Annotated in this window: 21 protein-coding genes; 12 read left to right on the forward strand and 9 right to left on the reverse strand. The window is 56.4% G+C overall.

Annotation, left to right across the window (positions count from 1 at the left end; all coding sequences use genetic code 11):
- Positions 1 to 6: 6 nt before the first annotated feature.
- Positions 7 to 1014: a carbohydrate ABC transporter permease gene (locus ACR0JR_RS20060; RefSeq protein ID WP_170476810.1), complete on the reverse strand. Its 1008-nt coding sequence runs from the start codon at positions 1012 to 1014 to the stop codon at positions 7 to 9.
- A 65-nt stretch (positions 1015 to 1079) separates the two neighbouring features.
- On the reverse strand, positions 1080 to 2435 hold the full coding sequence (locus ACR0JR_RS20065) for an ABC transporter substrate-binding protein (RefSeq protein WP_480457723.1): 1356 nt from the start codon (positions 2433 to 2435) through the stop codon (positions 1080 to 1082).
- A gap of 213 nt (positions 2436 to 2648) precedes the next feature.
- Here ACR0JR_RS20065 and ACR0JR_RS20070 point away from each other — a divergent pair, with 213 nt between their 5' ends.
- Positions 2649 to 3680 (forward strand): LacI family DNA-binding transcriptional regulator, encoded by a 1032-nt coding sequence (locus ACR0JR_RS20070; RefSeq protein ID WP_480457724.1) that lies wholly within the window; start codon positions 2649 to 2651, stop codon positions 3678 to 3680.
- 1 nt (position 3681) lies between these two features.
- Complete coding sequence (locus ACR0JR_RS20075) at positions 3682 to 4992, forward strand: GH1 family beta-glucosidase (RefSeq protein WP_480457725.1); 1311 nt, start codon at positions 3682 to 3684, stop codon at positions 4990 to 4992.
- A gap of 6 nt (positions 4993 to 4998) precedes the next feature.
- Here ACR0JR_RS20075 and ACR0JR_RS20080 read toward each other — a convergent pair whose 3' ends face one another.
- Positions 4999 to 5493: a ZrgA family zinc uptake protein gene (locus tag ACR0JR_RS20080; RefSeq protein ID WP_480457726.1), complete on the reverse strand. Its 495-nt coding sequence runs from the start codon at positions 5491 to 5493 to the stop codon at positions 4999 to 5001.
- 272 nt (positions 5494 to 5765) lie between these two features.
- Between ACR0JR_RS20080 and ACR0JR_RS20085 the strand changes: the two genes are divergently transcribed.
- The 10 genes from ACR0JR_RS20085 (at position 5766) to speB (ending at position 16832) form a co-directional block, all read left to right on the forward strand.
- Positions 5766 to 7034, forward strand: a complete 1269-nt coding sequence (locus tag ACR0JR_RS20085) for an imelysin family protein (protein WP_480457727.1) — start codon at positions 5766 to 5768, stop codon at positions 7032 to 7034.
- A gap of 128 nt (positions 7035 to 7162) precedes the next feature.
- Positions 7163 to 7456 (forward strand): (2Fe-2S)-binding protein, encoded by a 294-nt coding sequence (locus tag ACR0JR_RS20090; protein WP_480457728.1) that lies wholly within the window; start codon positions 7163 to 7165, stop codon positions 7454 to 7456.
- A complete protein-coding gene (gene bfr / locus ACR0JR_RS20095; protein WP_010443342.1) occupies positions 7404 to 7889 on the forward strand; it encodes a bacterioferritin in 486 nt (161 codons plus the stop codon). The genes ACR0JR_RS20090 and bfr overlap by 53 nt, the downstream gene beginning before the upstream one ends.
- A gap of 16 nt (positions 7890 to 7905) precedes the next feature.
- The gene (locus ACR0JR_RS20100) at positions 7906 to 9396 is read left to right on the forward strand and encodes a di-heme oxidoreductase family protein (protein ID WP_480457729.1); all 1491 of its coding nucleotides are present in this window, start codon (positions 7906 to 7908) and stop codon (positions 9394 to 9396) included.
- A gap of 3 nt (positions 9397 to 9399) precedes the next feature.
- A complete protein-coding gene (locus tag ACR0JR_RS20105; RefSeq protein WP_480457731.1) occupies positions 9400 to 10410 on the forward strand; it encodes an imelysin family protein in 1011 nt (336 codons plus the stop codon).
- Positions 10411 to 10413: 3 nt separating this feature from the next.
- Positions 10414 to 11499 (forward strand): DUF1513 domain-containing protein, encoded by a 1086-nt coding sequence (locus ACR0JR_RS20110; RefSeq protein WP_480457732.1) that lies wholly within the window; start codon positions 10414 to 10416, stop codon positions 11497 to 11499.
- A 102-nt stretch (positions 11500 to 11601) separates the two neighbouring features.
- Positions 11602 to 13491, forward strand: coding sequence for a biosynthetic arginine decarboxylase (speA, locus tag ACR0JR_RS20115; protein WP_480457733.1), 1890 nt, complete (start codon positions 11602 to 11604; stop codon positions 13489 to 13491).
- A gap of 14 nt (positions 13492 to 13505) precedes the next feature.
- Positions 13506 to 14717, forward strand: coding sequence for a saccharopine dehydrogenase family protein (locus ACR0JR_RS20120; protein ID WP_480457735.1), 1212 nt, complete (start codon positions 13506 to 13508; stop codon positions 14715 to 14717).
- A gap of 106 nt (positions 14718 to 14823) precedes the next feature.
- Positions 14824 to 15993 carry a carboxynorspermidine decarboxylase gene (gene nspC / locus ACR0JR_RS20125; protein WP_480457736.1) on the forward strand — a complete coding sequence of 390 codons (1170 nt, stop codon included), beginning with the start codon at positions 14824 to 14826 and terminating at the stop codon, positions 15991 to 15993.
- Positions 15990 to 16832, forward strand: a complete 843-nt coding sequence (gene speB / locus ACR0JR_RS20130) for an agmatinase (protein WP_480457737.1) — start codon at positions 15990 to 15992, stop codon at positions 16830 to 16832. The genes nspC and speB overlap by 4 nt, the downstream gene beginning before the upstream one ends.
- Here speB and ACR0JR_RS20135 read toward each other — a convergent pair.
- The 6 genes from ACR0JR_RS20135 to ACR0JR_RS20160 form a co-directional block, all read right to left on the reverse strand.
- The gene (locus ACR0JR_RS20135) at positions 16829 to 17419 is read right to left on the reverse strand and encodes an HD domain-containing protein (protein WP_480457739.1); all 591 of its coding nucleotides are present in this window, start codon (positions 17417 to 17419) and stop codon (positions 16829 to 16831) included. The two genes, speB and ACR0JR_RS20135, sit on opposite strands and share 4 nt — an antisense overlap.
- 85 nt (positions 17420 to 17504) lie before the next feature.
- Positions 17505 to 18638 (reverse strand): LPS export ABC transporter permease LptF, encoded by a 1134-nt coding sequence (gene lptF / locus ACR0JR_RS20140; protein WP_480457741.1) that lies wholly within the window; start codon positions 18636 to 18638, stop codon positions 17505 to 17507.
- Between the two features lie 72 nt (positions 18639 to 18710).
- Positions 18711 to 20126: a flavin-dependent monooxygenase QhpG gene (gene qhpG / locus ACR0JR_RS20145; RefSeq protein WP_480457742.1), complete on the reverse strand. Its 1416-nt coding sequence runs from the start codon at positions 20124 to 20126 to the stop codon at positions 18711 to 18713.
- Between the two features lie 4 nt (positions 20127 to 20130).
- Entirely contained in the window at positions 20131 to 21441 is a 1311-nt protein-coding gene (locus ACR0JR_RS20150) for a radical SAM protein (protein ID WP_480457744.1), read from the reverse strand.
- Positions 21438 to 23198, reverse strand: coding sequence for a ferritin-like domain-containing protein (locus ACR0JR_RS20155; protein WP_480457746.1), 1761 nt, complete (start codon positions 23196 to 23198; stop codon positions 21438 to 21440). The genes ACR0JR_RS20150 and ACR0JR_RS20155 overlap by 4 nt, the downstream gene beginning before the upstream one ends.
- Positions 23191 to 24864: a hypothetical protein gene (locus tag ACR0JR_RS20160; RefSeq protein ID WP_480457747.1), complete on the reverse strand. Its 1674-nt coding sequence runs from the start codon at positions 24862 to 24864 to the stop codon at positions 23191 to 23193. The genes ACR0JR_RS20155 and ACR0JR_RS20160 overlap by 8 nt, the downstream gene beginning before the upstream one ends.
- Positions 24865 to 24887: the final 23 nt, after the last annotated feature.

The following is a 24887-nucleotide window of genomic DNA, read 5'->3' on the forward strand; positions in this document are numbered from 1 at the left end:
AACCTCCTACTGCATTTCTTTGCGCGCATTGCGCACGTTCCAGATCAGGATCGGTGTCACCAGCAACATGATCACCATGGCGGATGCCGACCCCACGCCCCAGTCATTGGCGCGGAACATCTTGTCGTACATGTAATTGGCCAGAACCTGCGTCTCCCACTGGCCGTTGGTCATGGCAAAGACGATGTCAAAGACCTTGAGCACCACGATGGTGATGGTGGTCCAGACAACCATGATCGTCGTTTTGATCTGTGGCACCTTGATCTTAAAGAAAATCTGAAACGGGTTGGCCCCGTCCAAAATGGCGGCCTCAATGGTCTCTTCCGGGATACCGCGCAAGGCAGCAGACAAGATGACCATGGCAAAGCCGGTTTGAATCCAGACCAGCACAATCATCAGGAAAAAATTGTTCCAGAATGGAAGCGTCAGCCAAGTATGCGTCTCGGTTCCACCAAAGAAGATATAGATCGCGTTCAGAACGCCGATCTGATCCTGATCGGGTGGGCGCGCGTCATAGACCAATTTCCAGATCACCGAGGCACCCACGAAGGAAATCGCCATCGGCATAAAGATCAGCGACTTAGCGACATTGCCCCAACGAATGCGATCCGTGAGCTGCGCGACTAACAGGCCAAAGGCAGTGGACATCGCAGGCACAACAATCAGCCACAGCATGTTGTTGCGCATTGCCTCCCAGAATTTGGGCTCGGCGAGCATTTGGGAGTAGTTATCGAAACCCGCCCATTCGTATCCGCCACCGGCTACGCGATCGGTCAGCGAAAGGCGCAGTGTTTCGAATACCGGATAGGCAAGATAGACCCCAAGCGCGAGGATCGCGGGAAGCAGGAACAACCAGGGCCGGATCATGTTCGCGCGGTTGATATTACGCCCCGCATTAGGACCACGCGCAGGAAACAGGACCTTATCCAAGAACTGGTTGGACAGATAGAAATAGCCCACGCATCCCGACACACCGATTACGATTGTTAGCAGGCCCTGAATTGCCGGATTCATGGCGTCCTCTCCCTTGCTAGGGTTCCGGGCAACCTGAATGATAGGTTGCCCAAAGGTTCAGTGGTTTACTTGAGTGCGTCCCAGGACGACTGGATTTCGCTGGTGACATCTTCGGCAGATTTACCTCCGGTGTAGTCGACCATGCCGGTCCAGAATGTACCCGCACCCACGGCGCCCGGCATCAGGTCAGATCCATCAAATCGGAAGGTCGTCGCACCCAATAGAATGTCTCCCAGACCACGCAGAGTATCGTCCTTGTAGGCTTGGGTGTTCACGCCTTTATGCGGGGTCAAGAAACCGGTTTGCGCCATCATCACCTCATGCGCGATTGGCTGTTTCAGGAACTCCATGAACACGCTAGTCGCATCCGAGGGATTACTGACGGCCATCAACGTACCACCGCCTAGAACCGGGTTACCCAAGTCTTTGTCAGCGAAAGACGGCATGTAGAAGAAGTCTGCATCGAGACCGAACTCAACATCTTCGGGGAAAAAGGCCGGAACGAACGAGGCCTGACGGTGCATGTAGCATTGCGGCGGCGATGAGAACATGCCTTTGGGGCTGTCGCGGAAGTCAGTCGAGGCCACGGCTCCTGCCCCACCAGAAACCTTCGCGTCATCGCGTGCAAACCAGCCGAATTCTTCGATTGCGGCGATCACGCGTGGATCATCAAACGGCATCTCATTTGTCACCCACTGGTCATAAACTTCAGGCGGCTGCGTCCGCAGCATCATGTCTTCCACCCAGTCAGTCGCTGGCCAGCCCGTGGCGGCACCCGATCCTAGACCAATGCACCAAGGTGTCTCACCGTCAGCGACGATCTGTTCGGTCAGTGCTTTCAGTTCCTCCATGGTCGTTGGCACTTCGTACCCGGCATCCTCGAAGTTCTCCGGATTGTACCAAACCAGAGATTTGACGTTCACGTTGTAGAAGAAGCCGTACATCTGGTCATTGCCATCGGCATCTTCATAGGTGCCTAGGTCAACCCATGAATTTCCGGCCGCATAGTTGTCGCCAACCCAACTGGCCATGTCTTCACCCAAAGGCGTTAGTTGTCCTTTGGAGGCCATGATCGCCGCCAGTCCGGGTTGAGGGAATACGGCGATGTTCGGGGCGGAACCCGCTTCGGCATCGATAACAATCTGCTGCTCGAAACTGTCAGAGCCAGTGTAGATCACATCCGCGCCGGTCGCCGCCTCGAAATAGGCGGTCATGTTGTTGAAATAACCATCTTCCGGCGTCAACCAAGGACCAGCGATAGTAACGGTCTGACCGCTCAGATCAGGCGCACTTTCAGCCCAGGCATTATAGCTATCCCAGTTGAACGGCCCTTCACCAGGTGTGAAGGCCAAGTCTTCGGCATACGCGGTCCCTGCAAGCAGAGCGGTCACTGCCGCACCTGCATAAAGCGAGCGTTTCATGAATTTTCCTCCCAGACTTTACGGCGCAAACGAGATTCGTTTTCAAAGCGCTTTGGATAGATCGCTTTATCCGCTAACATTCCGAGTCTGCCAACATCTTGCAAATAGTTGCCGTAATATTGAGTTATTAGGCTCAAATATCAAAACGGGTTGACGGAACCTGAAATTCCAAACAAAACAATAGGACCGCAACTTGAAAGCGCTTTGAATACTATGAACCTAAAGAAACTCTCAGAGATTCTTGGTCTTTCACAGACAACCGTCAGCCGAGCGCTGAACGGTTATCCCGAAGTGAATGAGGAAACGCGTATCCGGGTTCAGGCTGCCGCTACTAAACACGGATACCGCCCAAATAGCCGCGCCAAAGGACTGGCGACAGGGCGATCCATGGTAATTGGGCACGTGATCCCGTTCTCTTCTCAGCACGAGATGGTCAATCCGATATTTGGTGATTTTGTTGCAGGTGCTGCGCGCACTTACGCGCAGAATAACTATGATATGATGTTCACGCACGCGCCTGACACCTCAGTCGAAGACTCCTATCGAAGCCTGTTCAACCGAGGGGTTGTGGACGGCGTCGTGCTTCAAGGCCCCAAAGTCAACGAGCCGCGGATATCCGCCCTGTCGCAAATGGGGGTGCCGTTCATTGTACATGGTCGTTCTACGGGTGCCGACGTTCCTTACGACTGGATCGACGTGAACAATCAGCGCTCATTCGAGAGGGCGACACAATTTTTGATCGATCTCGGCCACCGGCGCATTGCACTGATCAACGGGCTGGAAGAGATGGACTTTGCTCAGCGCCGTCGGAATGGATACGTCTCAGCATTAAAACACACAGGAATTGAGATTGCGCCGGAGCTGTTGCGCAGCGCCGAGATGACAGAAATTTACGGGCATCAAACCGCCTGCGACATGCTGGATCTGGACGATCCACCGACGGCCATTCTGGCCTCGTCAATCATCTCAGCCGTTGGTGTCCGGAGGGCCCTGGAAAATCGCGGCCTGAAGATGGGGCGGGATATTTCAGTCATCGCGCACGATGACGAACTGTCCTACATGCGCAACGGCATAGATGTACCGATATTCACCGCCACGCGGTCCTCGGTCAGACATGCCGGAGAGTTGGCTGCTGAAATGCTGATTGGACGGATCAACGCCCCCAACGACCCACCCAAAACGCGCCTGTTAGAGGCCGAGCTTGTTGTTGGCAGCTCAACCGGTCCAGCTCCACAAAGGATGTGAAATGAAACACAAACGCTCGGATTTTCCGGTTGATTTTCAGTTTGGCGTTGCAACGTCGGCCTACCAGATTGAGGGTCATGCTCAGGGTGGCGCAGGAAAGACCCATTGGGACAGTTTTGCGGCCACTCCGGGAAACGTCGTAAACGCTGAAAACGGCGATTTGGCCTGCGACCACTACAATCGATATGAACAGGATTTGGATCTGATCCAGGACGCTGGGTTCGACTGCTATCGTTTCTCGACCAGCTGGGCTCGAATCTTGCCCGAGGGACGCGGGCCAGCCAATCAACAAGGCCTTGATTTCTATGATCGTTTAGTTGACGCCCTACTTGAACGCGGCATCAAACCCTGCGCAACGCTGTATCACTGGGAACTCCCCTCGCCGCTTGCTGACTTTGGCGGCTGGCGAAACCGAGATATCGCGAATTGGTTCGCTGATTTTACAGAAATCATCATGGGCCGTATCGGCGATCGCATGTTCAGCGTGGCATCCATCAACGAGCCGTGGTGCGTAAGCTGGCTCAGTCATTTCGAGGGCCAACATGCCCCTGGCCTGCGTGATATCCGCGCCACCGCCCGCGCCATGCATCATGTCTTGCTTGCCCATGGTCGCGCAATCGAGGTTATGCGTGGATTGGGCATGTCCAATCTGGGTGCGGTGTTCAATCTGGAATGGTCGGAACCTGCCGATGATAGCACCGAAGCACATTCTGCGGCGGCCCTATATGACGGGATCTACAACCGGTTCTTCTTGAGCGGGGTCTTTAACAAATCCTACCCCGAGAATGTTCTGGAGGGTTTAGCACCGCACCTACCCAAAGGTTGGCAGGACGATTTTGAGACCATCGGCAGTCCGGTCGATTGGTGCGGGCTGAATTTCTATACGCGCAAGCTGATTACACACTCTGACTCGGCCTGGCCCGCTTTAAAAGAGGTTCCAGGCCCGCTGCCCAAAACGCAGATGGGGTGGGAAATTGATCCTGCGGCGCTTTCGCGATTTCTGATCCGAACTGCACGCGATTACACGGGCGATCTATCGATATATGTCACTGAAAACGGTATGGCGAGCGCTGAGCGCCAACAGGATGAAGACCGAATTGATTATCTGGATCAACATCTGGCTGAAGTACGCCGGGCTTTGGATCACGGTGTGCCGATCAAAGGATATTTTGTCTGGTCGTTGCTGGACAATTACGAATGGGCGCTGGGGTATGAAAAACGCTTCGGACTGGTCGATGTAGATTTCAAAACGTTGGAGAGAACACCCAAAGCATCATATTTTGCCTTGAAAAACGCGTTGACGCAAAGCTAACGCACTCTAGTCCTGCAGGGTCAGCACCGGCTGATCGCGATACACTGTATAGCTGAAGGCGCCTTCGACCGAAATCAAACTGACGTCGAGTTTCTGAGCGTCGGGAAATAATTCAAAATAGGTGAACCGGATCGACGTCACCAAATCTATTTCCTCGCATTCCAACACATAGTCCGCTTGAAATTCGGCGTGTTCTCTGGTGTGACTTTCGGTTTTGTCATCCACTTGCCCAAAACCAACCCCAACAAGGGCCACATTCGCAGACGCGGTTTCACATCCAGCTTCTGATGGCAAATTGAACAACCTCAACGGTTCTGAGAGATCCGAGATCGCGGCCGCAACTTCTGCCCGTTCTTCGTCGTTTTCTGCTGAGTGCTCAAAGCCCACAACATCCATGCCCGGGGCCGCAAGAATCACGGTGAACTCATTGCTATCCATTGATATTGCCACTCGCCCAACACCGTGGGTATGCGCTTCGACCGCAGCCAACTTTTGAGCCATTGGTATGGCTGGCAAGAGCATTAACAGTACTGCCGCGCATTTCATCTCAATCACCATTAAACAAACAAATCTCATAATATTTTAGTCTAATTACCCTCCTGCGCAATTGGCTTACATGCATTTCAACCCCACCAGATATGGGGAGGCAAATTCAGACCTTATATCTGACAATAAAAGTCAGGTTGACTTTGTTGACTAATTAACTCAGATATTTCCGCGTCCACCCCGTAACTGTGCGGGAACCGAACCCGTTGAGAAGGAATGAATTCCAAATGGCCAAATTATTCACTGCGACCAGCGCCCTTACGTTGAGCATCGCAAGTGCAGCTGTCGCCGACGCCCCGTCTAAAGCAGATATTCTGAGCACCTATGCTAACATCGCGGAAGCAAAATATGACGACAGCCTGATTGCGGCAAAGACGCTGCAGGCTGCCGTTAATGCGCTGATTGCCGATCCGTCGGACGCAACGCTGACCGCAGCACGCGCTGCATGGGTCGCCGCGCGCGTGCCTTATCAGCAGACCGAGGTTTATCGCTTTGGCAACGCTATCGTCGACGACTGGGAAGGCAAAGTGAATGCTTGGCCCTTGGACGAAGGCCTGATCGACTATGTGGACGCGTCGTACGGAGGCCCGAGCGATGAGAACGAGTTCGCCGTGCTGAACGTCATCGCTAACCCCAGCTTTGAATTGTCTGGTGAAACCATCGACGCAGGCGAAATCACCCCTGCTCTTTTGTCGGATACGTTGCACGAGGCTGACGGGATCGAGGCCAACGTCGCCACCGGCTATCACGCCATTGAATTCCTGCTGTGGGGTCAGGACCTGAATGGCCATGGCGCTGGCGCAGGAAATCGTCCTTATACCGACTATGTAGACGGTGACGGCTGCACTGGCGGTAATTGCGATCGTCGGGCCCAGTATCTGAGCGCCGCAACCGATCTGCTGATCAGCGATCTGGAATGGATAACCGCCCAGTGGGCCGAAGGTGGCGAAGCGCGCGCAGCTCTTGCCTCGGACGAGACTGCCGGTGTCAGCGCGATCCTGACCGGCATGGGCTCACTATCCTATGGTGAGCAGGCGGGTGAACGCATGCGCTTGGGCCTCATGCTGAACGATCCCGAAGAAGAGCATGATTGCTTTGCCGACAACACCCATAACAGCCACTATTACGATGGTCTGGGCATCCAGAACGTGTATCTGGGAAGCTACACCCGTATCGATGGCACTCCGGTATCGGGTGCATCGTTGTCCGATCTGGTTGTCGCAACCGATCCGTCTTTGGATGCAGAGATGAAAGCCAAGCTCGCGAGCACCATGAAAGCTTTGGGCAACATCAAGTCGACCGCCGAGGCTGGATTTGCTTATGACCAGATGCTGGAGCGCGGCAACGAAGGCGGTGAAGCTCTGATCATGGGTGGCGTGAATGGACTGATCGACCAAACCAAAACCATCGAACGTATCGTGACCCTACTGGAACTTGACCAGATCGAGTTCGAAGGCTCGGACAGCCTGGATAATCCTGACGCGGTATTCCACTAAACGCTATGGCCGGGCGCGATTGAATTGCGCTCGGCCCTTTCTACGAAATGGGTGTGGCGTCTTGACACTGGACGCAAAACAAAAAACCAACTATTTTACTAAGAAAAACGAATTCAGGCTGAGTCGCCATGATTGTATGCCACTGTACTAATATCTCAGACCACGACATCCGCGCCACGATCAGCTGGATACGCACCGCAGACCCGCAGACCATAATCACCCCTGGCAAGATCTATCATGCCCTTGGTAAATCAGCGGATTGCGGCGGATGCATGCCTCTTTTCCTAGACACAATGCGTTCTGACGATAATCTGGAAGTCCCCATGCAGCTTCGAACATTGCGGTCCGGAGCATCACAGGAGAAGTCACATGAAAGGCGATCCCAAGGTTATCGAATATCTCAACAAATCACTGCGGCATGAACTAACGGCTGTTAGCCAATACTGGTTGCACTATAGGCTTCAGGAAGATTGGGGCCTTGGCCATATGGCCAAGAAAAGCCGCGAAGAATCCATCGAAGAGATGGAGCACGCGGATAAACTGATCGAACGCATTATTTTTCTCGAAGGTCACCCCAACCTGCAAAAACTTGATCCCTTGCGGATCGGCCAGACACCCAAGGAAACTCTTGAATGCGATCTGGCAGCCGAAATTGATGCAAGAGCTCTCTATAAGGAAGCGCGCGAGTATTGCCGGGATGCCGGCGACTACGTGTCGATGTCTCTGTTTGAGAAATTGATGTCCGATGAAGAGGACCATATCGACTTTCTCGAAACGCAGCTCGACCTCTATGAAAGGATTGGCGAAGCCAACTATGCGCAACTCAACGCATCAACCATGGACGAGGGCGAGTAGGCTCGCCCTGGCATCGGTGGCCGCACTGTCGGCCACCCCCTCCCTCGCGACCGAGCTACGGGACCCACATCTAAACTTCATTCCCAGAACAGACGAAGAGCGTGCGCGGATTGCTGCGGTGACAGCCTCACCCGAAAAGTTCAGTGCACCCCAGCGGTTCGAAGAATTATCCGCTGGCGCGGCGACTGTACGCGTTCGTACCGATGCCGATGCGTTTTCTCAGCCCTCCGCCAACATCAGTTTCGAACAGGAACTGGATTTCAAAGTAGGCAATGGATTGTTCAAGAAAATCTGGGTCTCATCGCCCTCCTCAACACTGGCTACAGATGGGTTGGGCCCGCTTTATAACGCCCGCTCGTGCCAGCGGTGCCACATCAAGGATGGGCGCGGCCATACACCTAATGGACCGGATGACAACGCCGTCTCGATGTTTCTACGGGTCTCGATTCCCGGCAACCCAGAGGATGCTCCTGCCGAGATTGAGGACTATATCGCCACCTTGCCCGACCCGAATTATGGCGGGCAGATGCAGGATTTCGCACTGGCCGGCCATCCGGCAGAATATCGGTTGAACATCACATACGAAGAAGTCCCAATCGAGCTGTCCGAAGGTGAAATTGCTTCGCTTCGCCGCCCGACCTACCATGCGGCCGACTTGGGGTATGGCCCATTGCATCCCGACGCCATGCTCAGCCCCCGAGTTGCGCCGCAGATGATCGGCTTGGGATTGCTCGAATCCATCCCGGTTGAGGACCTGTTGGCACGGGCCGATCCTGATGATGAAGATGGCGATGGGATATCGGGACGACCGAACATCGTGTGGTCGTTAGAATTTGGCGAACCGATGATGGGCCGCTTTGGCCACAAAGCCGGAATGCCTACGGTGATGGAGCAATCATCGGCGGCCTTCGCGGGTGATATTGGCATTTCTAGCCCGCTTTACCCTGCCCCCTTCGGCGATTGCACCGAGCTGCAGACCAACTGCATAGATGCCCCGCACGGTGACACTGATGTGCGCGGGTTTGAGATTGACCAAATCGGCATGGATCTCGTCGCTTTTTACAGCCGCAATTTGGGTGTCCCCGCCCGGCGTGAAACTGATGATCCAAAGGTTCTGCGCGGCAAAGAAGTATTCCACACATCTGGCTGTGCCTCTTGTCACACACCTGCCTATGTTACCCATCGAATGCCCGACCGACCCGAACACAGTTTTCAATTGATCTGGCCCTACACTGACCTGCTGCTGCACGACATGGGTGAAGGACTGGCCGATAACCGCCCCGAGGCCCGCGCCACGGGCCGTGAATGGCGTACTCCGCCGCTGTGGGGGATTGGATTGACAGAACGTGTCTCGGGCCACACCCAATTCCTGCACGACGGTCGGGCACGCTCTCTGCTCGAGGCTGTCTTATGGCATGGCGGAGAGGCCCAAACCGCCCGCGACACGGTGGTATCAATGCCCAAGTCTGACCGTGATGCGCTGATCCAATTTCTAGAGAGCCTATAGTTGATGCGAAGCCTTACCCTATTTACCGCTTTGTTGATCCCATTCGGCGCTTATGCGCAGGATCGCGCGCCGATTCTGATGGATGTGACTGAAACACATATCCTGCCGCGCTTTGCGCAATTGGCGGATGCGACTAACACCTTGGCCACCACCGTGCAGGCCGATTGTGAGCCACAATCGGATACCCTGCGTGCAGCCTATTCTGCAGCATTCGATAGCTGGATCTCAGCCAGTCATTTGCGGTTCGGTCCAACCGAGACGGATGATCGGGCCTTTGCCATGGCCTTCTGGCCCGACACCAAAGGTTTCACACCAAAAACCCTGTCCCGGCACATCGAAGACGAAGACACAGCTGTCGAGTCGCCTGCCGCATATGCCGAAACGTCGATTGCCGGGCGCGGATTTCTGGCGCTTGAACGAATGCTGTACGATCCAGCCATGGCCGAACAAGGCAACGCCGCCTATCGCTGCGCGCTGATCCGCGCCATCGCTACCGACATTGATCGGAATGCAGATGCAATGAACGCCGATTGGCAGAGTTTCACACCCAATCTGACCCAACCGGGTGACAACAGCCCCTATCGCTCGGACGATGAGGCGATGCAGGAACTGTACCGGGCGCTAACAACAGGCCTCGAATTCACCGCTGATACGCGGCTTGGTCGCCCCTTGGGCACATTCGAACGTCCTCGTCCAAACCGCGCCGAAGCGCGCCGGTCAAAGCGATCATTGCGCCATGTGGAGCTATCATTGATCGCGCTACGCGATCTGGCCGCCCGCCTGTCCTTTGACCACCCCGAAATCGCAGCTGATCTTGATACAGCCTTTGCACAGGCAATTGATAGGGCTCAGTCGCTGGATGACCCCGTCTTTGCCAAGGTCGACACACCGCAGGGCCGCATCCGGGTCGAAGCGTTGCAACAATCGATCCACAAGATTCGCGAGATCGCCTCAACCGAGCTTGGTCCAACGCTCGGCATCAGTGCTGGGTTCAACTCACTGGACGGAGACTGAGCTTTGACCAACCGGCGCAATTTCCTTGCAGGTCTTGCCGCTGCCAGCCTGACGCCCGCATCCGGCTGGTCATCGGTGGGCGCGCCTGTTTATCTTGCCGCCGGGCTATTCCCCGATGGCAGCTATCGGCTTTCCGGGCTGGACAACGCAGGCGCCATCTTGTTCTCGATCCCTCTGCCATCACGAGGCCATGCTGCGGCTGCCCATCCGTCCAAGGCGCAAGCCGTCGCCTTTGCACGCCGTCCGGGCACATTCGCCGTTGTGATCGATTGCAAAAGCGGCCGCGTCATCAAACGACTGACAGCCCCAAATGGCCGCCACTTCTACGGGCACGGAACATTCTCGTCCGATGGCACACGGTTCTTCACGACCGAGAACAAATTTGAAGCCGCAGAAGGCGTCATAGGCGTTTGGGACGCCAACAAATTTACTCGGATTGGAGAGTTCGCCTCGGGCGGTGTTGGTCCCCACGACATAAGGCTTATGCCCGGCGTTGACATGCTTGTTATTGCCAATGGCGGTATCGAAACCCACCCCGATACCGGCCGAACAAAGCTTAACTTGCCTACAATGTTACCCAATCTCGCCTATGTCGACATATCGGGTTCGGTATTGGCAAAAGTGGAGTTAACCGGCGCGCAGCACAAAAACTCGATCCGTCATCTTGCTGTGCGTGGCGATGGTCTTGTGGGTTTCGCGATGCAATGGCAGGGCAATCAGACCAAGCACCCACCCTTGTTGGGCTTGCACAAACTTGGCGAAATCCCTCGCCTGCTTTCCGCCCCTGAAAGACAGCAAAGCGACTTGCAGGGGTATGCTGGCAGCATCGCGTTCTCCACCGATGGACATTCAGTTGCAATAACCTGCCCCAGAGGCAACACGCTACATCGCTTCGATGTGACGAGCGGTGCTTTAATGAATGCCTACACGCTTGAGGACGTCTGCGGATTAGGCGCTGGCGCAGAAGGTTTGGTATTCACCACCGGTACCGGTGCCTTTGGGTCTCTGAATGCCGCGCACGCCAAAATCTCGTCTCGGCAGGATTGCCAATGGGACAACCATTTGATCCCAATCCAAACAACCGATTAATACGCAGCGAGAATCCGATTCGCAGTTTATGCTTGGACGAATCGAACCGCTACCGTATTGGCAGGCGCGAAACCTGCACCCTGATTCCAAGGATAAACCTGATTGAAACAACCGCCCATCGCACCGCATTCCATCTACGGGGTTGAGAAATGGGGCAAAGGCCTCATTGAGGTGACGGATCAGGGCGAGATCGGTCTACGTAATCCGATGGTTCCTGATGCCACTGCGATTAGCCTGCCGGGTATCCTAAGTGACTTGGATGATCGGGGCATCAAGGCGCCGATGGTGCTACGTGTGGCGTCTTATCTGGAACATGAGATCGCGCATTTGAATGAAAGTTTCCGCGACGCAATCAAGCGCGTTGACTACAAAGGCCAATATCGCGGCGTTTTCCCGATCAAGGTGAACCAGCAGGCTCAGGTCGTCGATCGGATCGTCGAGTTCGGCAAGAAATACAATTATGGGCTTGAGGCCGGTTCCAAACCCGAACTGGTCGTCGCGCTGGCCCACCGCTTGGCCTCTGAGGCGCTCATTGTCTGCAACGGCGTCAAGGACGCCGAGTTCATCCAGCTCGCAATCCTCAGCCGCAAGATCGGTTTCAATACGGTCATCGTTCTGGAAAGCCCAAAAGAGGCTGACACGGTTATCCAGGTATATAACGAGCTTGGCATCGAGCCCTTGATCGGCGTACGGGTCAAGCTGACCAATCAGATCAGCGGCAAATGGGAAGAAAGTTCGGGCGACCGATCCGCCTTTGGGATGAACACCGACCAACTGGTTGCCACAGTGGACAAGCTGCGTGACGCCGGCCTGCTGCATTGCCTGAAGCTGCAGCACTCACATCTGGGCTCACAGGTACAGGACGTCAACGACGTGCGCCGCGCTGTAGGCGAGGCGTGCCGCTACTATACCGAACTCACGCGCGAAGGCGTACCGCTCACCCATTTGGACCTAGGCGGCGGTATGGGTGTGGATTATACCGGCGAAAAGAAAGCCGCAGAAAATTCAATCAATTATACGGTTGAAGAATACTGCGCAAACGTGGTCGAAACTGTGGCCTATGCCATGGACGAAGCTGAAATCGATCATCCTACGCTTATCACTGAAAGCGGGCGGGCAGTCGTGGCCACATCTTCGATGCTGGTCTTTAATGTTCTGGAGAGTACGCTTTACGACGCCCCGATCGGTCCCGAAGTCGAAGCTGATGATCATCATATGGTCTCGGATCTCGCTGCAGTTCATGGCTATCTAAGCAGCGATCGGCTGCAGGAATGCTGGAACGACGCCACCTTCTACCGCAACGAGCTGCGCGCGCTCTTCCGGCGAGGCTATGTCGACCTGCGCCAGATGGCCCGTGCTGAACGGATCTACCTGTCGCTTATGGCACGCCTAAAGTCTCTGGCTGCAAATGATGATCTGGAGTCGGATGTGGACGACCAATTAGAGAAAGTGGCCGATATCTACCACTGCAACTTCTCACTGTTCCAATCCCTTCCTGACGTTTGGGCCATCGATCAACTTCACCCCATCGTCCCACTACAAGGCCTGAACCAAACGCCTGACCGCCGCGCCGTTCTGTCAGACATCACCTGCGACAGCGACGGCAAGATCGACCGGTTCATTCTGGCCGACGGTGTCTCACCCAGTCTGCCGGTGCATTCCCTGCCCGAAGATGATGAGTACTTCATGGGTGTATTCTTCGTTGGCGCTTATCAGGAAACCTTGGGCGATCTGCACAACTTATTCGGCGATACCAACGTCGTCACCATCGACCTGCGTGCTGACGGAGGCTTTGATCTGCTGCACGAACAAGAGGGCGACACGATCAGCCAAGTCCTGTCTTACGTGGAATTCGACCCACAGGATTGCGTCGCCGCCTTCCGCAAAATGGTGGACGAGGCGATCTCGACCGGTACTCTGAAAGCCAAGGACCGCAAAACCCTGATGAGCGCCTATCGCGACTCGATCAACGGCTACACCTATTACGAATAAAAAGGAGACAGACCATGGGCAAAACACTGGTTGTCGGCGCGGGCGGCGTATCTCACGCTGCAGTGCACAAGATGGCGATGAATTCGGACATTTTTACCGAAATCACCTTGGCAAGCCGCACAAAATCGAAATGCGACGCCATCGCCAAGGCGGTGAAAGAGCGTGTGGGCGTCGATATCAAGACCGCCGAACTGGACGCTTACAAGGTCGAAGACACGGTCAAGCTGATCAAGGAAACCGGCGCAGAAATCCTTGTGAACCTCGCCCTGCCCTATCAGGATCTGGTGCTGATGGACGCGTGCCTTGAGGCGGGCATCCATTATATCGACACCGCAAATTATGAGCCCGAGGATGAGGCCAAGTTCGAATACCATTGGCAGTGGGCCTATCAGGATAAGTTCAAAGAGGCCGATCTGACAGCGATCCTCGGCTCTGGCTTCGATCCGGGCGTGACCAGCGTATTCGCCACTTGGCTGAAGAAACATAAGCTGGACACCATTCGTCAGATCGATGTGCTGGACGCTAATGGCGGCTCGAACGATCAAGAATTCGCCACTAACTTCAACCCCGAAATCAACCTGCGCGAAGTGCTGGCCGAAGTTCGTCACTGGGAAAACGGCGAATGGAAACATTCCCCTGCCATGACCCATAAGGTCGAGTTCGACTTCCCCGCCATCGGCCCCAAGAACATGTATCTAATGTATCACGAGGAACTGGAATCACTCTCGACCCACTTCCCCGAAATCGAACGCGCCCGCTTCTGGATGACCTTCGGCGATGCCTACATTACCCACGCCAAAGTGCTGGAGAATGTCGGCATGACCCGCATTGATCCGGTGATGCATGACGGCAAGGAAATCATCCCGATCCAATTCCTGAAAACTCTGCTGCCTGATCCCGGTGACCTGGGTGCAGAAACCAAAGGCAAAGCCTGCATCGGTGACATCGCCACGGGCCAGGCCAAAGACGGCTCGGGTGAGAAAACCTATTACATCTACAACATCTGCGACCACGAGGAATGCTATGCCGAGGTCGGCAGCCAAGCCGTCAGCTACACCACCGGCGTACCCGCGATGATCGGTGCCGCACAAGTGCTGAAAGGCAACTGGGTGCAGCCCGGCGTCTGGAACATGGAACAGCTCGACCCGGACAACTTCATGGACATGCTGAACGAACACGGCCTGCCGTGGCAGGTCCACGAGCTCGACGGCCCGGTCGAGTTCTGATCCCTCAGGATCGGTCTGAGCGACCGTCCTGCTTCATCTGGCCAAAAATATCCCAGGGGTACGGGGGCAGAGCCCCCGGCCTGTCTACCCAACGGAGACGCCGGTTATGTCCGACATGATGACCACGCAGGCCGGCGACGCCGGAGCCTTCCGCAAATTCGATCTCAGCCGGGTTCCCACGCCGTGCTTTGTAGTCGACGAAATAGCCGTCGAGCGGAATCTGAGCATGCTCGCCGAGATCGGCAACCGCTCAGGCGCGCATGTCCTGAGCGCGCTCAAAGCCTTCTCAATGTTCTCGCTCGCCCCATTGGTCCGCCAATACCTCGGCGGCACCTGCGCGAGCGGTATCTATGAGGCACGTTTGGGACGTGAAGAATATGGCGGCGAGGTCGCGACCTTCTGCGCCGGGTACAAAGACGCAGACATAGATGAAATTCTCACTCTGTCCGACCATATCATCTTTAACTCTCCGGCTCAGAAGGATCGCTTCCTCTTCAAAGCCCAGGCAGCAGGCGTACAGGTTGGCCTGCGTATCAACCCCGAGCACTCCGAGGGTGAGATCCCCAAATACGACCCCTGTGCGCCTTGCTCACGTCTCGGCACGCCTGTCAGCCAACTGACCGCAGACGCCCTGACCGGCGTCGATGGGTTGCACATGCACACACTCTGCGAACAGGGGTTCGAGCCCCTGCAACGAACTTGGGACGCTGTGGAACCCAAATTCGCCCCCTTCATGGACCAGCTCAAGTGGCTGAACTTCGGCGGCGGCCATCATATCACCCGCGATGACTATGACCGCGACGGGCTGGTGGCCTTCATCAAAGCCATCCGCGCAAAACACAACGTCGACGTCTATCTCGAACCCGGGGAGGCGGTGGCGTTGGACGCGGGCATTCTGATCGGAGAAATCCTCGACCTACCAACAAATGGCATGAACCTCGCAATCACCGATATTTCGGCCACCTGCCACATGCCCGACGTGATCGAAGCGCCGTATCGCCCCGCCCTGATGGACGAGGCCGCGTCAGGCCATACCTACCGTCTGGGCGGTCCGTCCTGTCTGGCCGGCGATGTGATTGGCGATTACACATGGGACAAGCCTCTGGAGATCGGCCAGCGCTTTGCTTTCCTCGATCAGGCGCATTACTCGATGGTCAAGACCAACACCTTCAACGGTGTTCCCCTGCCCACCATCGCCTTATGGAACAGCGAAACAAACGAACTGAAAATCATCAAACAGTTCGACTTTGACGACTTTAAGGACCGCCTTTCATGAGCATTTTTCTTGACAGTGAACTGACCACATCCGAGCGCACCGAGGACGGCCGCTTTCGCGTGATCCCAGTGCCTCTGGAGCGCACGGTCTCTTACGGATCCGGCACCGCAAAAGGGCCTGAGGCGATCATTGAGGCCAGCAACGAGTTGGAGCGCATCACGGGCCACGCAGAACCTTGCGTAGACGGCATTTTCACCGAAAAACCCATCGATTGCGACGCCGGCCTACCCGAAATCATGGAACGCCTCGCCCAACGCACCGAAGCTGCCATCCGTGCAGGCAAAGTGCCCGTGACCTTAGGCGGAGAACATTCGCTCAGCTACGGTGCTGTGATGGGTGTGGCACGTGCGCTAAACCACCCCATCGGCATCGTCCAGATCGACGCCCATGCCGATCTGCGCCACGCCTATCAGGGGGAAAAGCACTCCCATGCCTCGGTCATGCACCTTTTGACCGAAGAAGGCATCCGGCTGGCGCAATTCGGCGTTCGTGCCTTCTCGACCGAAGAAGCGCAGAGCCGTCTGAAGAACCGTATTTTCCATGTCGACGCCGAAGAATTGGTGACTGGTAATATCCATTCGATCGACCTGCCCGAGGATTTTCCCGAACTGATTTATGTCAGCTTTGACGTGGACGGGCTGGATCCATCACAAATGCCCGCGACCGGCACGCCCGTACCCGGAGGGCTGGGGTACTATCAGGCGCTGCACCTGGTCGAGCACGCCCTGAAGGGCCGGAAATGTGTGGGCTTCGATGTGGTCGAGTTGGCCCCAGACGGCAATGCCGCCTGGGACTTTACCGCAGCTCAGATCGTCTATCGACTGATGGCCGCCTGTTAACCTTCAGACGTCTCGTTCAACTCCATATGCCCCTCGCCCTTGTTTAAGACGCGGCGTAGCATGGGTTCAAAGAACTCCAGCGGCTTTGTTGGATAATCAGGGTCAAATGCTTTCTGATCGTATTCGTGGCAGAAATATCGGCAGTCCTCCCAATACGGGCTGTCGCGATACTTGTCGCGCGCATTCCGGTCACCACCGAGATGGTGATTATAATAATATCCCTGGAACACACAGTGGTGCTTGAGGATCCAATAGGTTCTCTCGCTTACATATGGCTTCATCATCGCAGCTGATAACTCACCGTGATTATAAGGCGACAGGATATCACCCGTGTCATGGATCAAAGCTGCTACAACCAACTCTTCATCGGCACCATCCTCATAAGCGCGTGTCGCGGCTTGCAGGCTGTGTTGGTAACGATTCACCGGATAAGGCGTCCAGTCTTCGTCTAGCGATCGGATGGCATCGAGAATACGATCTGGCAGAGCCGCGTTATAGGCCTCTTCATACTCCATGACCGCATCCCAATCGGCCTTCGTTGCCTCTTCAAAACTGGTCCAGGTGGGTTTGTGGGTTTTGTCCAGCATGGCGCGCTCCTGTGGCTGCTTTCGCGCCTAGATTAGACAGACCGATCAACAACGCAAAAGAATTCGACGCAGAAAACGCCAAGTATCATGCAGAGGAAATGGCGCCGTTGCCGGATGATTTACGTAACAAAGGGCGTCCGGCAATAGTCAGGAACAAGCCTGACAATGCGACGCCCAGTATCGCCGGAAGGTAAAGCAAAATCCACAAACGTGGATCTCCGATCACTATAGGTGAAACAAACCCCCTTACGCCTTCCAACAATACGAGAATCGTGAAGGCTCCGAGTATCTGGGGCCACAAGCCAAAACGCGAAAAACTGCCGAGCATGAGCGCCGAATAGCCGACCAAGGCAACCGCGATACAAATGGCGATCCATGAGAATCGCTGATGCAGTTCATCAACCAGATGCCCGACACTGTGATCATCTTTCACGGCAACAGCTTCCCGATCCCAGATCAGCTCGATCGTAGGTATCGCCTCAAGGCTCCGGTGGCCCATTTCCGAGTTCAGTGTCAGCTCTGAAATGTCGTAGGATGCATCTTCGAACAACGTTGATGACAACGTGTTGCCAGCCTCATCAAATCGCAGCGCAACCCCGTCTAGCATAACCAGATGAATGCCTGAGGTCTGGTTAACCAGATAAGCTGTGGTGCTGGAATAACTGACGGGATTTATAGCTTCTCGCCGGTCCGAAACAAAGACCTCGCGCAGTGTACCGTCCAGATCGATACTGCTAATATAGACGGTCACACCGTCTGCCGGGTGCAGGAATTCGCCTTCATTCAGTAGCTGAGCAGTCAAATCACCAGCGACTTCATCCTGTCTTTGTTCCAGCTGATCAACCGATGCAGGCCGAAGAAACACACTGATGACCGCCATTATCAACCCAGCGCTCAGCCCGAACATCAAAACCGCGCGCGCAAGACGCCAGGGGCTCGATCCGGTCGCCAGCATCACCGTCATCTCACTTTCCCGGCTCAAACGGTTAGTCGCATAGACAGCGGCGGCAAATACCGCCATTGGCATAACTGTCCGGATCAGTGTCGGTAGGGTTAGCGCGGTGAATTCCAGAAACACCATTGCAGACTGACCGCCGCTAATCACGCGGTCAAACAGGCTGACCGAACGTGTGATCCAGAAGACACCGACAAGGACCAGTGTGAAAAAGCCAAACAGCACCAGCAATTGCCGCAGGAAATACCCATCAAAACGCGACATACGACCTCTTGTTACTTGGCGGTTGGCGTTGCGGCGAAGCTTATGCCATTCGGGTGGCAGAGGGAACCGTGATTAAGCCCGATCAGTTGCCGGGATCAGTATGCGATGGTGCCAAAGCCAGTCCAGAATGCGAGCCGCTCGTTCGGCATCGAGTGTATCTGACCAACATGCAACGATCTTACTCGCGTTTTGTGGCCAATGTAAGCGCTGCAACAGGAGGCCAAGCGAAGCCCCCTCGAGATTTGCGACAGGGCGCTGCAGATTTGGGTGCTTCAAAACAAGTCCCGGTTCAATATGCGCGGCGACCTGAACCCCAGACGTAATCAGCCGTGTTTTCGAAGACAGGGTCAGGGGCAAATCGTTGCGCAACTTCTCTGGGTTAGGGTCGGTTCGAGGCGATTTGAGCCAGTCCAACGGATGTGCCCGCTCGGCCCAGAACGGCGAAGGACTGACCGCATGCTGCCTCGCATAGAAATCCGCCGACAGCGCGGCGTGGGTTTGTACACGCTCAAACTGGCGGTCTGCGTAGAAGGTCAAAGCCAGTTCGCTGTGTTCGGGCGTTTCCAGCACTGTGTTTATCACTGCTGCGGCCTGCACTGCCTGACCCATGGCCAATTGCACCCCTTGCGATGACAAAGCGTCGACCGAGAAACTGGCTTCCCCGACCCGCAAAAGATCATGCGACGGAAGTGTGACCTCGGTTCGGCTGGTTGCGTCCACCCTCCGGACTGGCCCGATCCGGCGCTGTTCCAGACAAGAGGACAACAAGGTCGATTGCGCCAGCAGGTTCAGGTAAAGATCGCGCCGGTCCGCAGGTGAAAGCCCTGTGCAGCTCTCGGGTTCAACAAAAACCATTGCATTGACCACCCCACCCGGCAACAGCGCACCCCAGTACCAGTGCGACTTGCCTGCTTCGACCCGCGCTTGTGGGCCGAAGCCTGGGGGAACCTGCCAATAAGCATAGAGCGCCAATAAAGGCTGAGAGACTGATCGAAACCTGCGGCCCAGCCCGGCTTGCCGGCCTGCGGCATCCAGAAGGATCCGAGCCTGAACCTGGAATGCTTCAGTATCGGTGCGGACCGGTATTTCCCAGCCTGTTCTATCGCGCACCGGGCGGTATGCCCGTGCGGGCTGGATGATCTCAACTCCCGCCGCCCGCGCCGCCCGCAGCAGTACCGTATCAAACTGGCGTCGATCCACTAACAGACCGGGGTGTTCGCCGTCGACGCCGCGACGCTCGAACGTTCCGGCCCAATGTAGGATCGACCCGCTTGCGCGCAGAAACCCGGCTTGCGCCACGGTATCTTCGACGCCCAGAAGGTTCAGGATCGGCCAGATTGATGGTGGCAGAGATTCTCCGACATGTTGGCGCGGAAAGGTTTGTCTTTCGATCAGGCAGACGCGGCGACCCAGTTGAGCTAGCCTCAGCGCCGCCGCGCTGCCTGCTGGGCCGCCACCGATTACGCAGATTTCAGTCTCGATGACCATCCGATCAGGCAGAGGCCGCCTGCGTAGGCACGCCAAAATAATCGGGCTTCGCTTCGGACAAGCGGACATAGGCCTGAAGGCAATAGTGCAGCCAGCCGCGAATGTAGTCGCAGGCTGGGCGACCGCGGTGGATGACCTCGTGATGACACCCACCGCCACATAGATACCGCGCCCAGCACGTATTGCAGGGTGACTGGGTGTGCACGTGACGGTCCGCCAACCAGTTTTCGCGTCGCAAGTCGGGGCCAACATAGACATCGCCCATGGCTCCGGCTTCGTCCTCGACAAAGCGATGGCAGGCAAACAGGCCGCCATCGGCGGACACGCCGAAATATCCGCCCCCTGCCCCGCAGGCATAGGGCCGATGGGTGCCGCGATGGATTTCCTGCATTGCCGCCGCCATGTTTGAAAACGGATACCGCCGTCCTTGGATCACCGTCGCCTCGAACACTTCACCACAGCGGATCATCTGAGTCAGCATCTCGTCCAGATCGTTGCGGTCCAGCTCATGTTGACCATTGGGCGACGCGAGCATTGGCGAGAACCCGATGGAGTGGAAACCCATCCCCACGAACTGTTCCAACGTCTCTGGCAGGTTCATATTCTGCGGTGTGACTGTCACCCGGGCACCAACCTGCATCCGGTGCTGTGCGGCCAGAAGCGGCTCGACCCGTTTCAGGATCATGTCGAAACTGCCCCGCCCACCTCGATTTGGGCGCAGTTTGTCGTGAACCTTGCCCACGCCATCCAGACTGATGGTGACCGCAAATCCATGTGCCTCAAAAAACGCGGCATCCTCGGGTCGCAGTAAGGTTCCATTGGTGGTGATCGAAAAGCCAACGCTCAATCCGTTTGCCTGCGCTTGTTTTACAGCATAGTCGGTGGTTCGATGCACAAGATCACGGTTGATTAGAGGTTCTCCACCCAGATAGGCGAGGTTGATCCGCACACCCGGTTCGGCTTCGGCCACCAGCCGATCAACCGAGGCCTTGGCGACCTCCCACTCCATATTCCGCGCGGGGCCGCCAAATTCGCCACCCGCCGCATAGCAATAGGTGCAGGCCAGATTGCATTTCTGCGCCACCGCCAGCGACAGCGACCGTACCCGCATGTCCTGCGGCGGCACATCATCAATAAAAGGTGTGCCATCCAACCCCATGGACCTGAGGAAAGCGCTCTGGCCCGCGGTGTTCATCGCCGCAAACCGGCCCGCCGTGCCCTCGGGGACGTCGAAGACGCGCGAGCCATCGACGGCCAACATGTGATCGCCATGTTCGGTGTCAAAGAAATGCACCTGCGCGGCGGATGGGATCACGCCTTGCCCTCCGTCCAGAAGGGAATGCCGATCCCTTGGGCCGCCAGCGCTTCGCCCTCGACCCGGAACAGCTTCATGTCATCGCGCACCTGCTGGATAAAGGTCTGAGACTCTTCGAATTTGCCATCCGCTTCAAGCGCATAGGCATTGGCCAACCCATCTTTGACCTTAGCGTAGAGTTCCAACGCTGTTTTGGCCTGCTCTTCGGTCCCGACCTTAATCGGGCGCAAGTAAGCAGGAGTACCTTCGCCGGTATCGTACTTGGCCAAAACATCCTTCATCTGGCTAAAGCGCAGGAAATGCTCGTCCCCGTCGGTGTCGATCCGCACCGCCAGCGCACAGAGACGGCGCTCGGGGAATAAGTCCTCCTGCTCCAGCGTTGCAACACATTGCGCATAGGCGCGGTCGATAAAGCCACCGGGGCGCTCGATCTCGATGAAATCCGCAAGCGCCTCAGCCGTCAGTGGCCTCAGCGCGCGGGGCTGCGTCTTACCCTTACCCGCAGGGAGAGTTTCAGACGGGGTCAGGATGGGTTCATACCCTTCTGGCTCAAGCTCCCACAGCAGTTGGTTCGCCCAGCGCATATGGGTCATCTCGCCAATCGCGACCTCCAGCACGGAACGCCGGGCAAAGATCAGGTCGTCCTTCAGTGTCGGCCATTTCTGGGTGTCCGCCGTTTCGGGATCCGCCAACGAGAAATAGGCATAGAGATACTGCAGGCTCAGCGTCATCTCCATCGCGGCCAGGCGCGTCTTAAGGTCCTCGATCATCGTCTCCGGCGTGTCATAGGGTTCCACGCCCGGCATTTCGGGATCAACCTCGTAAACCTCGCCCGTTTCGCGACTTTCGACGACGATGGGCAGCTCGCTCCACATCTGGTTAACCTGATAGTGGTCGATCTGATAGGGGCGGTTCTGTTCCACCGTATTCAGCGCTGCGACATTGCCGGACGGAGATTTGTCCGAGCGCAGCCAGTCCAGATAGGTCTCGGCTTCGATCGGGTTCTTCGACTGGCCCGATGGCAGCTGGTCGTCATGTGCCACCTCGGCCATCACCACATCGGGGTGGTTTGAGGGCCAGTAGTGGCAGCCGCAATCGCGGAAGTCATGGGACCACGGATTGCACAGGCTCTGCGTCAATTCACCGGGGTCATAGGCTTCGCTGAAGACCCCCGCCTCGGTTCTATACTGGCGCCGAAACCCGTGCAGGACCACCTGCTCAGTATCCACAATGCCTTCGTGATTACGCCGCTCCAGAGCAATACTGACCGGTTTGTCATCGCCATGTTCCAGACTGCGGATAAACCGCCAGATCATCAGCCCGTCATAGGGCGTGCCGTCTTCCTCCTTGAAAGTGATGCGCTTGCCGCTTTGTTCGACCCATGACAGGAACCAGCGCCCTTGGCTGAGCTTTACGCCCACGTCGCCGCTGTAGGCCTCCAGCAAGGTCTGCACCCATTCTTCGGGGCTGTTGTCAGGCAGCATCGGGTCGTAGAAATAATCGACAAAAACCAGATGGAAGCCCTGTGAATTCTTCGGCGCCTCGGGCACGGGGTTCAGCGGCACCCGTGCGGCGTTGAAAACCAGACCGGGGAAAAAACGCCGATCAAGATTGCGTACATCCATTTCCAGACCGGGAAAGCAATTGCCCACCGATCCATCTAGTCGCGTGTTGTCAGGGTTGCCCGGTACCTTATAGGCCGCGCGGGCGGTCAGGTTGCGGGGTTTGACGCGGATTTGGCCGGGTTGATCAGACATTCTGAGCCTCCGATTCCTGTGCAACCAGATAGTCGATGAACGAGATCACCAGATGGTATTGCCTGCGAGACAGGGATAGCGGGTAATAGTTGGAATCACGCATATAAGGCGGCATCCGCGCATCGTGCATCGAGTCGCGGATGATCCGCGGATCGCGGAACTCCGGGTTCGGGGCCTGATCGGGGTTCGGGTCGGTCTCAAGTTCGGTCAGGATGCCGTAAGGCGGGCGCAGCAGCGTTTTCACGAAATCCGGGCGGCGGCGTAGGAAATCCAGCAAGTTGGCCTCGTCAATCAGTTGCTCATGCACGAATTTCGTGGCTACGGTATAAGGTAGCCGGTCATTGGGCACCGAGTTCGAGAAGACCGAGATCGGCTGCGGTCGGATCAGTTCGTCGATCTTGTCGGGCGGCCTTGCATCCTCTTCCGTCATGGATTTTGCGTCGGTTGATGGCAGGCCCGGCGTCGGGGAAATCCCGGTCTTGGCCTGCAGCTTGGCATTATCTTTCAGACCCTGCGCGCGGATATCGTCGAGGTTGATCAAGCTGTTGGTCTCAAAGGCGCGGCGGAAAATATCGACCACCTCGTCCTTGGCCTGCGTGTAGTTTTCTTTGGTCACTGAAATCAACGACAGATCACGGTCTGCCAGATCATCTTCAAGGCTGTAGAACGGCCTAGCATCCGGCGCAAAATCGGGTGGTCCGGTCATGATCGTCGCGCGCGCCGTCAAGCGCTCGCCACGCACGGCGAGCGTTGCTTCGATCACGCCATCACTGGTGTCATCTGCCACGCCCCAGGACTGGTCATTGCCGACGCGCGCACCGTCGTAACTGTCATGCGGCTCTGGGTCATCTGAGGTGCCGGACATCATGATCCATTTCGACCAAGGAGTGTCGGGGTTCAGGATGCGGTTCTGTTCGGGCACGATTTCATGGATACGGCCATATTCCGATTTCGGCGGGTCGTTCTGGTATCCCGGAACCGCCAGCGTCGCCGGGCCGTAGGCTGCATCGGGCGGGCCATAAACCTCGCCCTTGGGGGGCATGAACCGCAGACGCAGGATGCTGCGGTCGATGAACTCACCTTCAACCGGTTCATCATGACCCTGCACCGGATGGATCGCGCGGATCGAGCCCAGCGGGATCGGGTTGTGCTCATAGACCATCGGCTGCTGTTCCGAGGTGTAGGGGCTAAAAGCCAGCAGGGGTTTCGGGGCGAAATCCTGCCCCGCAATCTCGACCCGAGCGCGAAATCCGCAGGCCGCGTCACCGGTTCGACGCTCTGCCTTGGTGTTTCCCACGGTCACCGAGTAGCGCACGTTTTGCAGCGACAGGCCTTGATCGTCGAGCAGATCCAGCGTCAACGGTGTCTCATATTCCTCGCCCGTCTCGGCGTCATGCATCCGCGCCCACAGCTCAAAGAACGGAGCAACCGGACGCAGTGCGCCGCCTTCGTCGCGAAAGCGGATCATATCGGGGTCGGGAAGATAGGCCGAAACGCTGCCATCTTCGAGTTCGCGCAGGGTTATGTTCGAGCGGATGACCGTCTTGTTGTTGCCATGGGCATCCATGTCCTGCTGCCACTCATAGCTTTCCAGCGGTGTTTCACCCGGCCCCAGGCGAGCAACCGCCATGGGTGGCAGAAAGAAAATCTCTCGGATGGTATCCATGCTGGGCCCTCCCCCGTTCGGCC

The organism is Ruegeria sp. AA3 (assembly GCF_056542905.1).

Bases quoted from the DNA above. Each gene is read 5' to 3' on its own strand.
- ACR0JR_RS20080 (WP_480457726.1), bottom strand. From the start codon at position 5,493: ATGGCTCAAAAGTTGGCTGCGGTCGAAGCGCATACCCACGGTGTTGGG.
- ACR0JR_RS20070 (WP_480457724.1), top strand. From the start codon at position 2,649: ATGAACCTAAAGAAACTCTCAGAGATTCTTGGTCTTTCACAGACAACC.
- ACR0JR_RS20075 (WP_480457725.1), top strand. From the start codon at position 3,682: ATGAAACACAAACGCTCGGATTTTCCGGTTGATTTTCAGTTTGGCGTT.
- ACR0JR_RS20060 (WP_170476810.1), bottom strand. From the start codon at position 1,014: ATGAATCCGGCAATTCAGGGCCTGCTAACAATCGTAATCGGTGTGTCG.
- ACR0JR_RS20105 (WP_480457731.1), top strand. From the start codon at position 9,400: ATGCGAAGCCTTACCCTATTTACCGCTTTGTTGATCCCATTCGGCGCT.
- ACR0JR_RS20085 (WP_480457727.1), top strand. From the start codon at position 5,766: ATGGCCAAATTATTCACTGCGACCAGCGCCCTTACGTTGAGCATCGCA.
- speB (WP_480457737.1), top strand. From the start codon at position 15,990: ATGAGCATTTTTCTTGACAGTGAACTGACCACATCCGAGCGCACCGAG.
- ACR0JR_RS20155 (WP_480457746.1), bottom strand. From the start codon at position 23,198: ATGTCTGATCAACCCGGCCAAATCCGCGTCAAACCCCGCAACCTGACC.
- ACR0JR_RS20065 (WP_480457723.1), bottom strand. From the start codon at position 2,435: ATGAAACGCTCGCTTTATGCAGGTGCGGCAGTGACCGCTCTGCTTGCA.
- qhpG (WP_480457742.1), bottom strand. From the start codon at position 20,126: ATGGTCATCGAGACTGAAATCTGCGTAATCGGTGGCGGCCCAGCAGGC.
- ACR0JR_RS20160 (WP_480457747.1), bottom strand. From the start codon at position 24,864: ATGGATACCATCCGAGAGATTTTCTTTCTGCCACCCATGGCGGTTGCT.
- ACR0JR_RS20120 (WP_480457735.1), top strand. From the start codon at position 13,506: ATGGGCAAAACACTGGTTGTCGGCGCGGGCGGCGTATCTCACGCTGCA.
- nspC (WP_480457736.1), top strand. From the start codon at position 14,824: ATGTCCGACATGATGACCACGCAGGCCGGCGACGCCGGAGCCTTCCGC.
- ACR0JR_RS20090 (WP_480457728.1), top strand. From the start codon at position 7,163: ATGATTGTATGCCACTGTACTAATATCTCAGACCACGACATCCGCGCC.
- lptF (WP_480457741.1), bottom strand. From the start codon at position 18,638: ATGTCGCGTTTTGATGGGTATTTCCTGCGGCAATTGCTGGTGCTGTTT.
- ACR0JR_RS20135 (WP_480457739.1), bottom strand. From the start codon at position 17,419: ATGCTGGACAAAACCCACAAACCCACCTGGACCAGTTTTGAAGAGGCA.
- bfr (WP_010443342.1), top strand. From the start codon at position 7,404: ATGAAAGGCGATCCCAAGGTTATCGAATATCTCAACAAATCACTGCGG.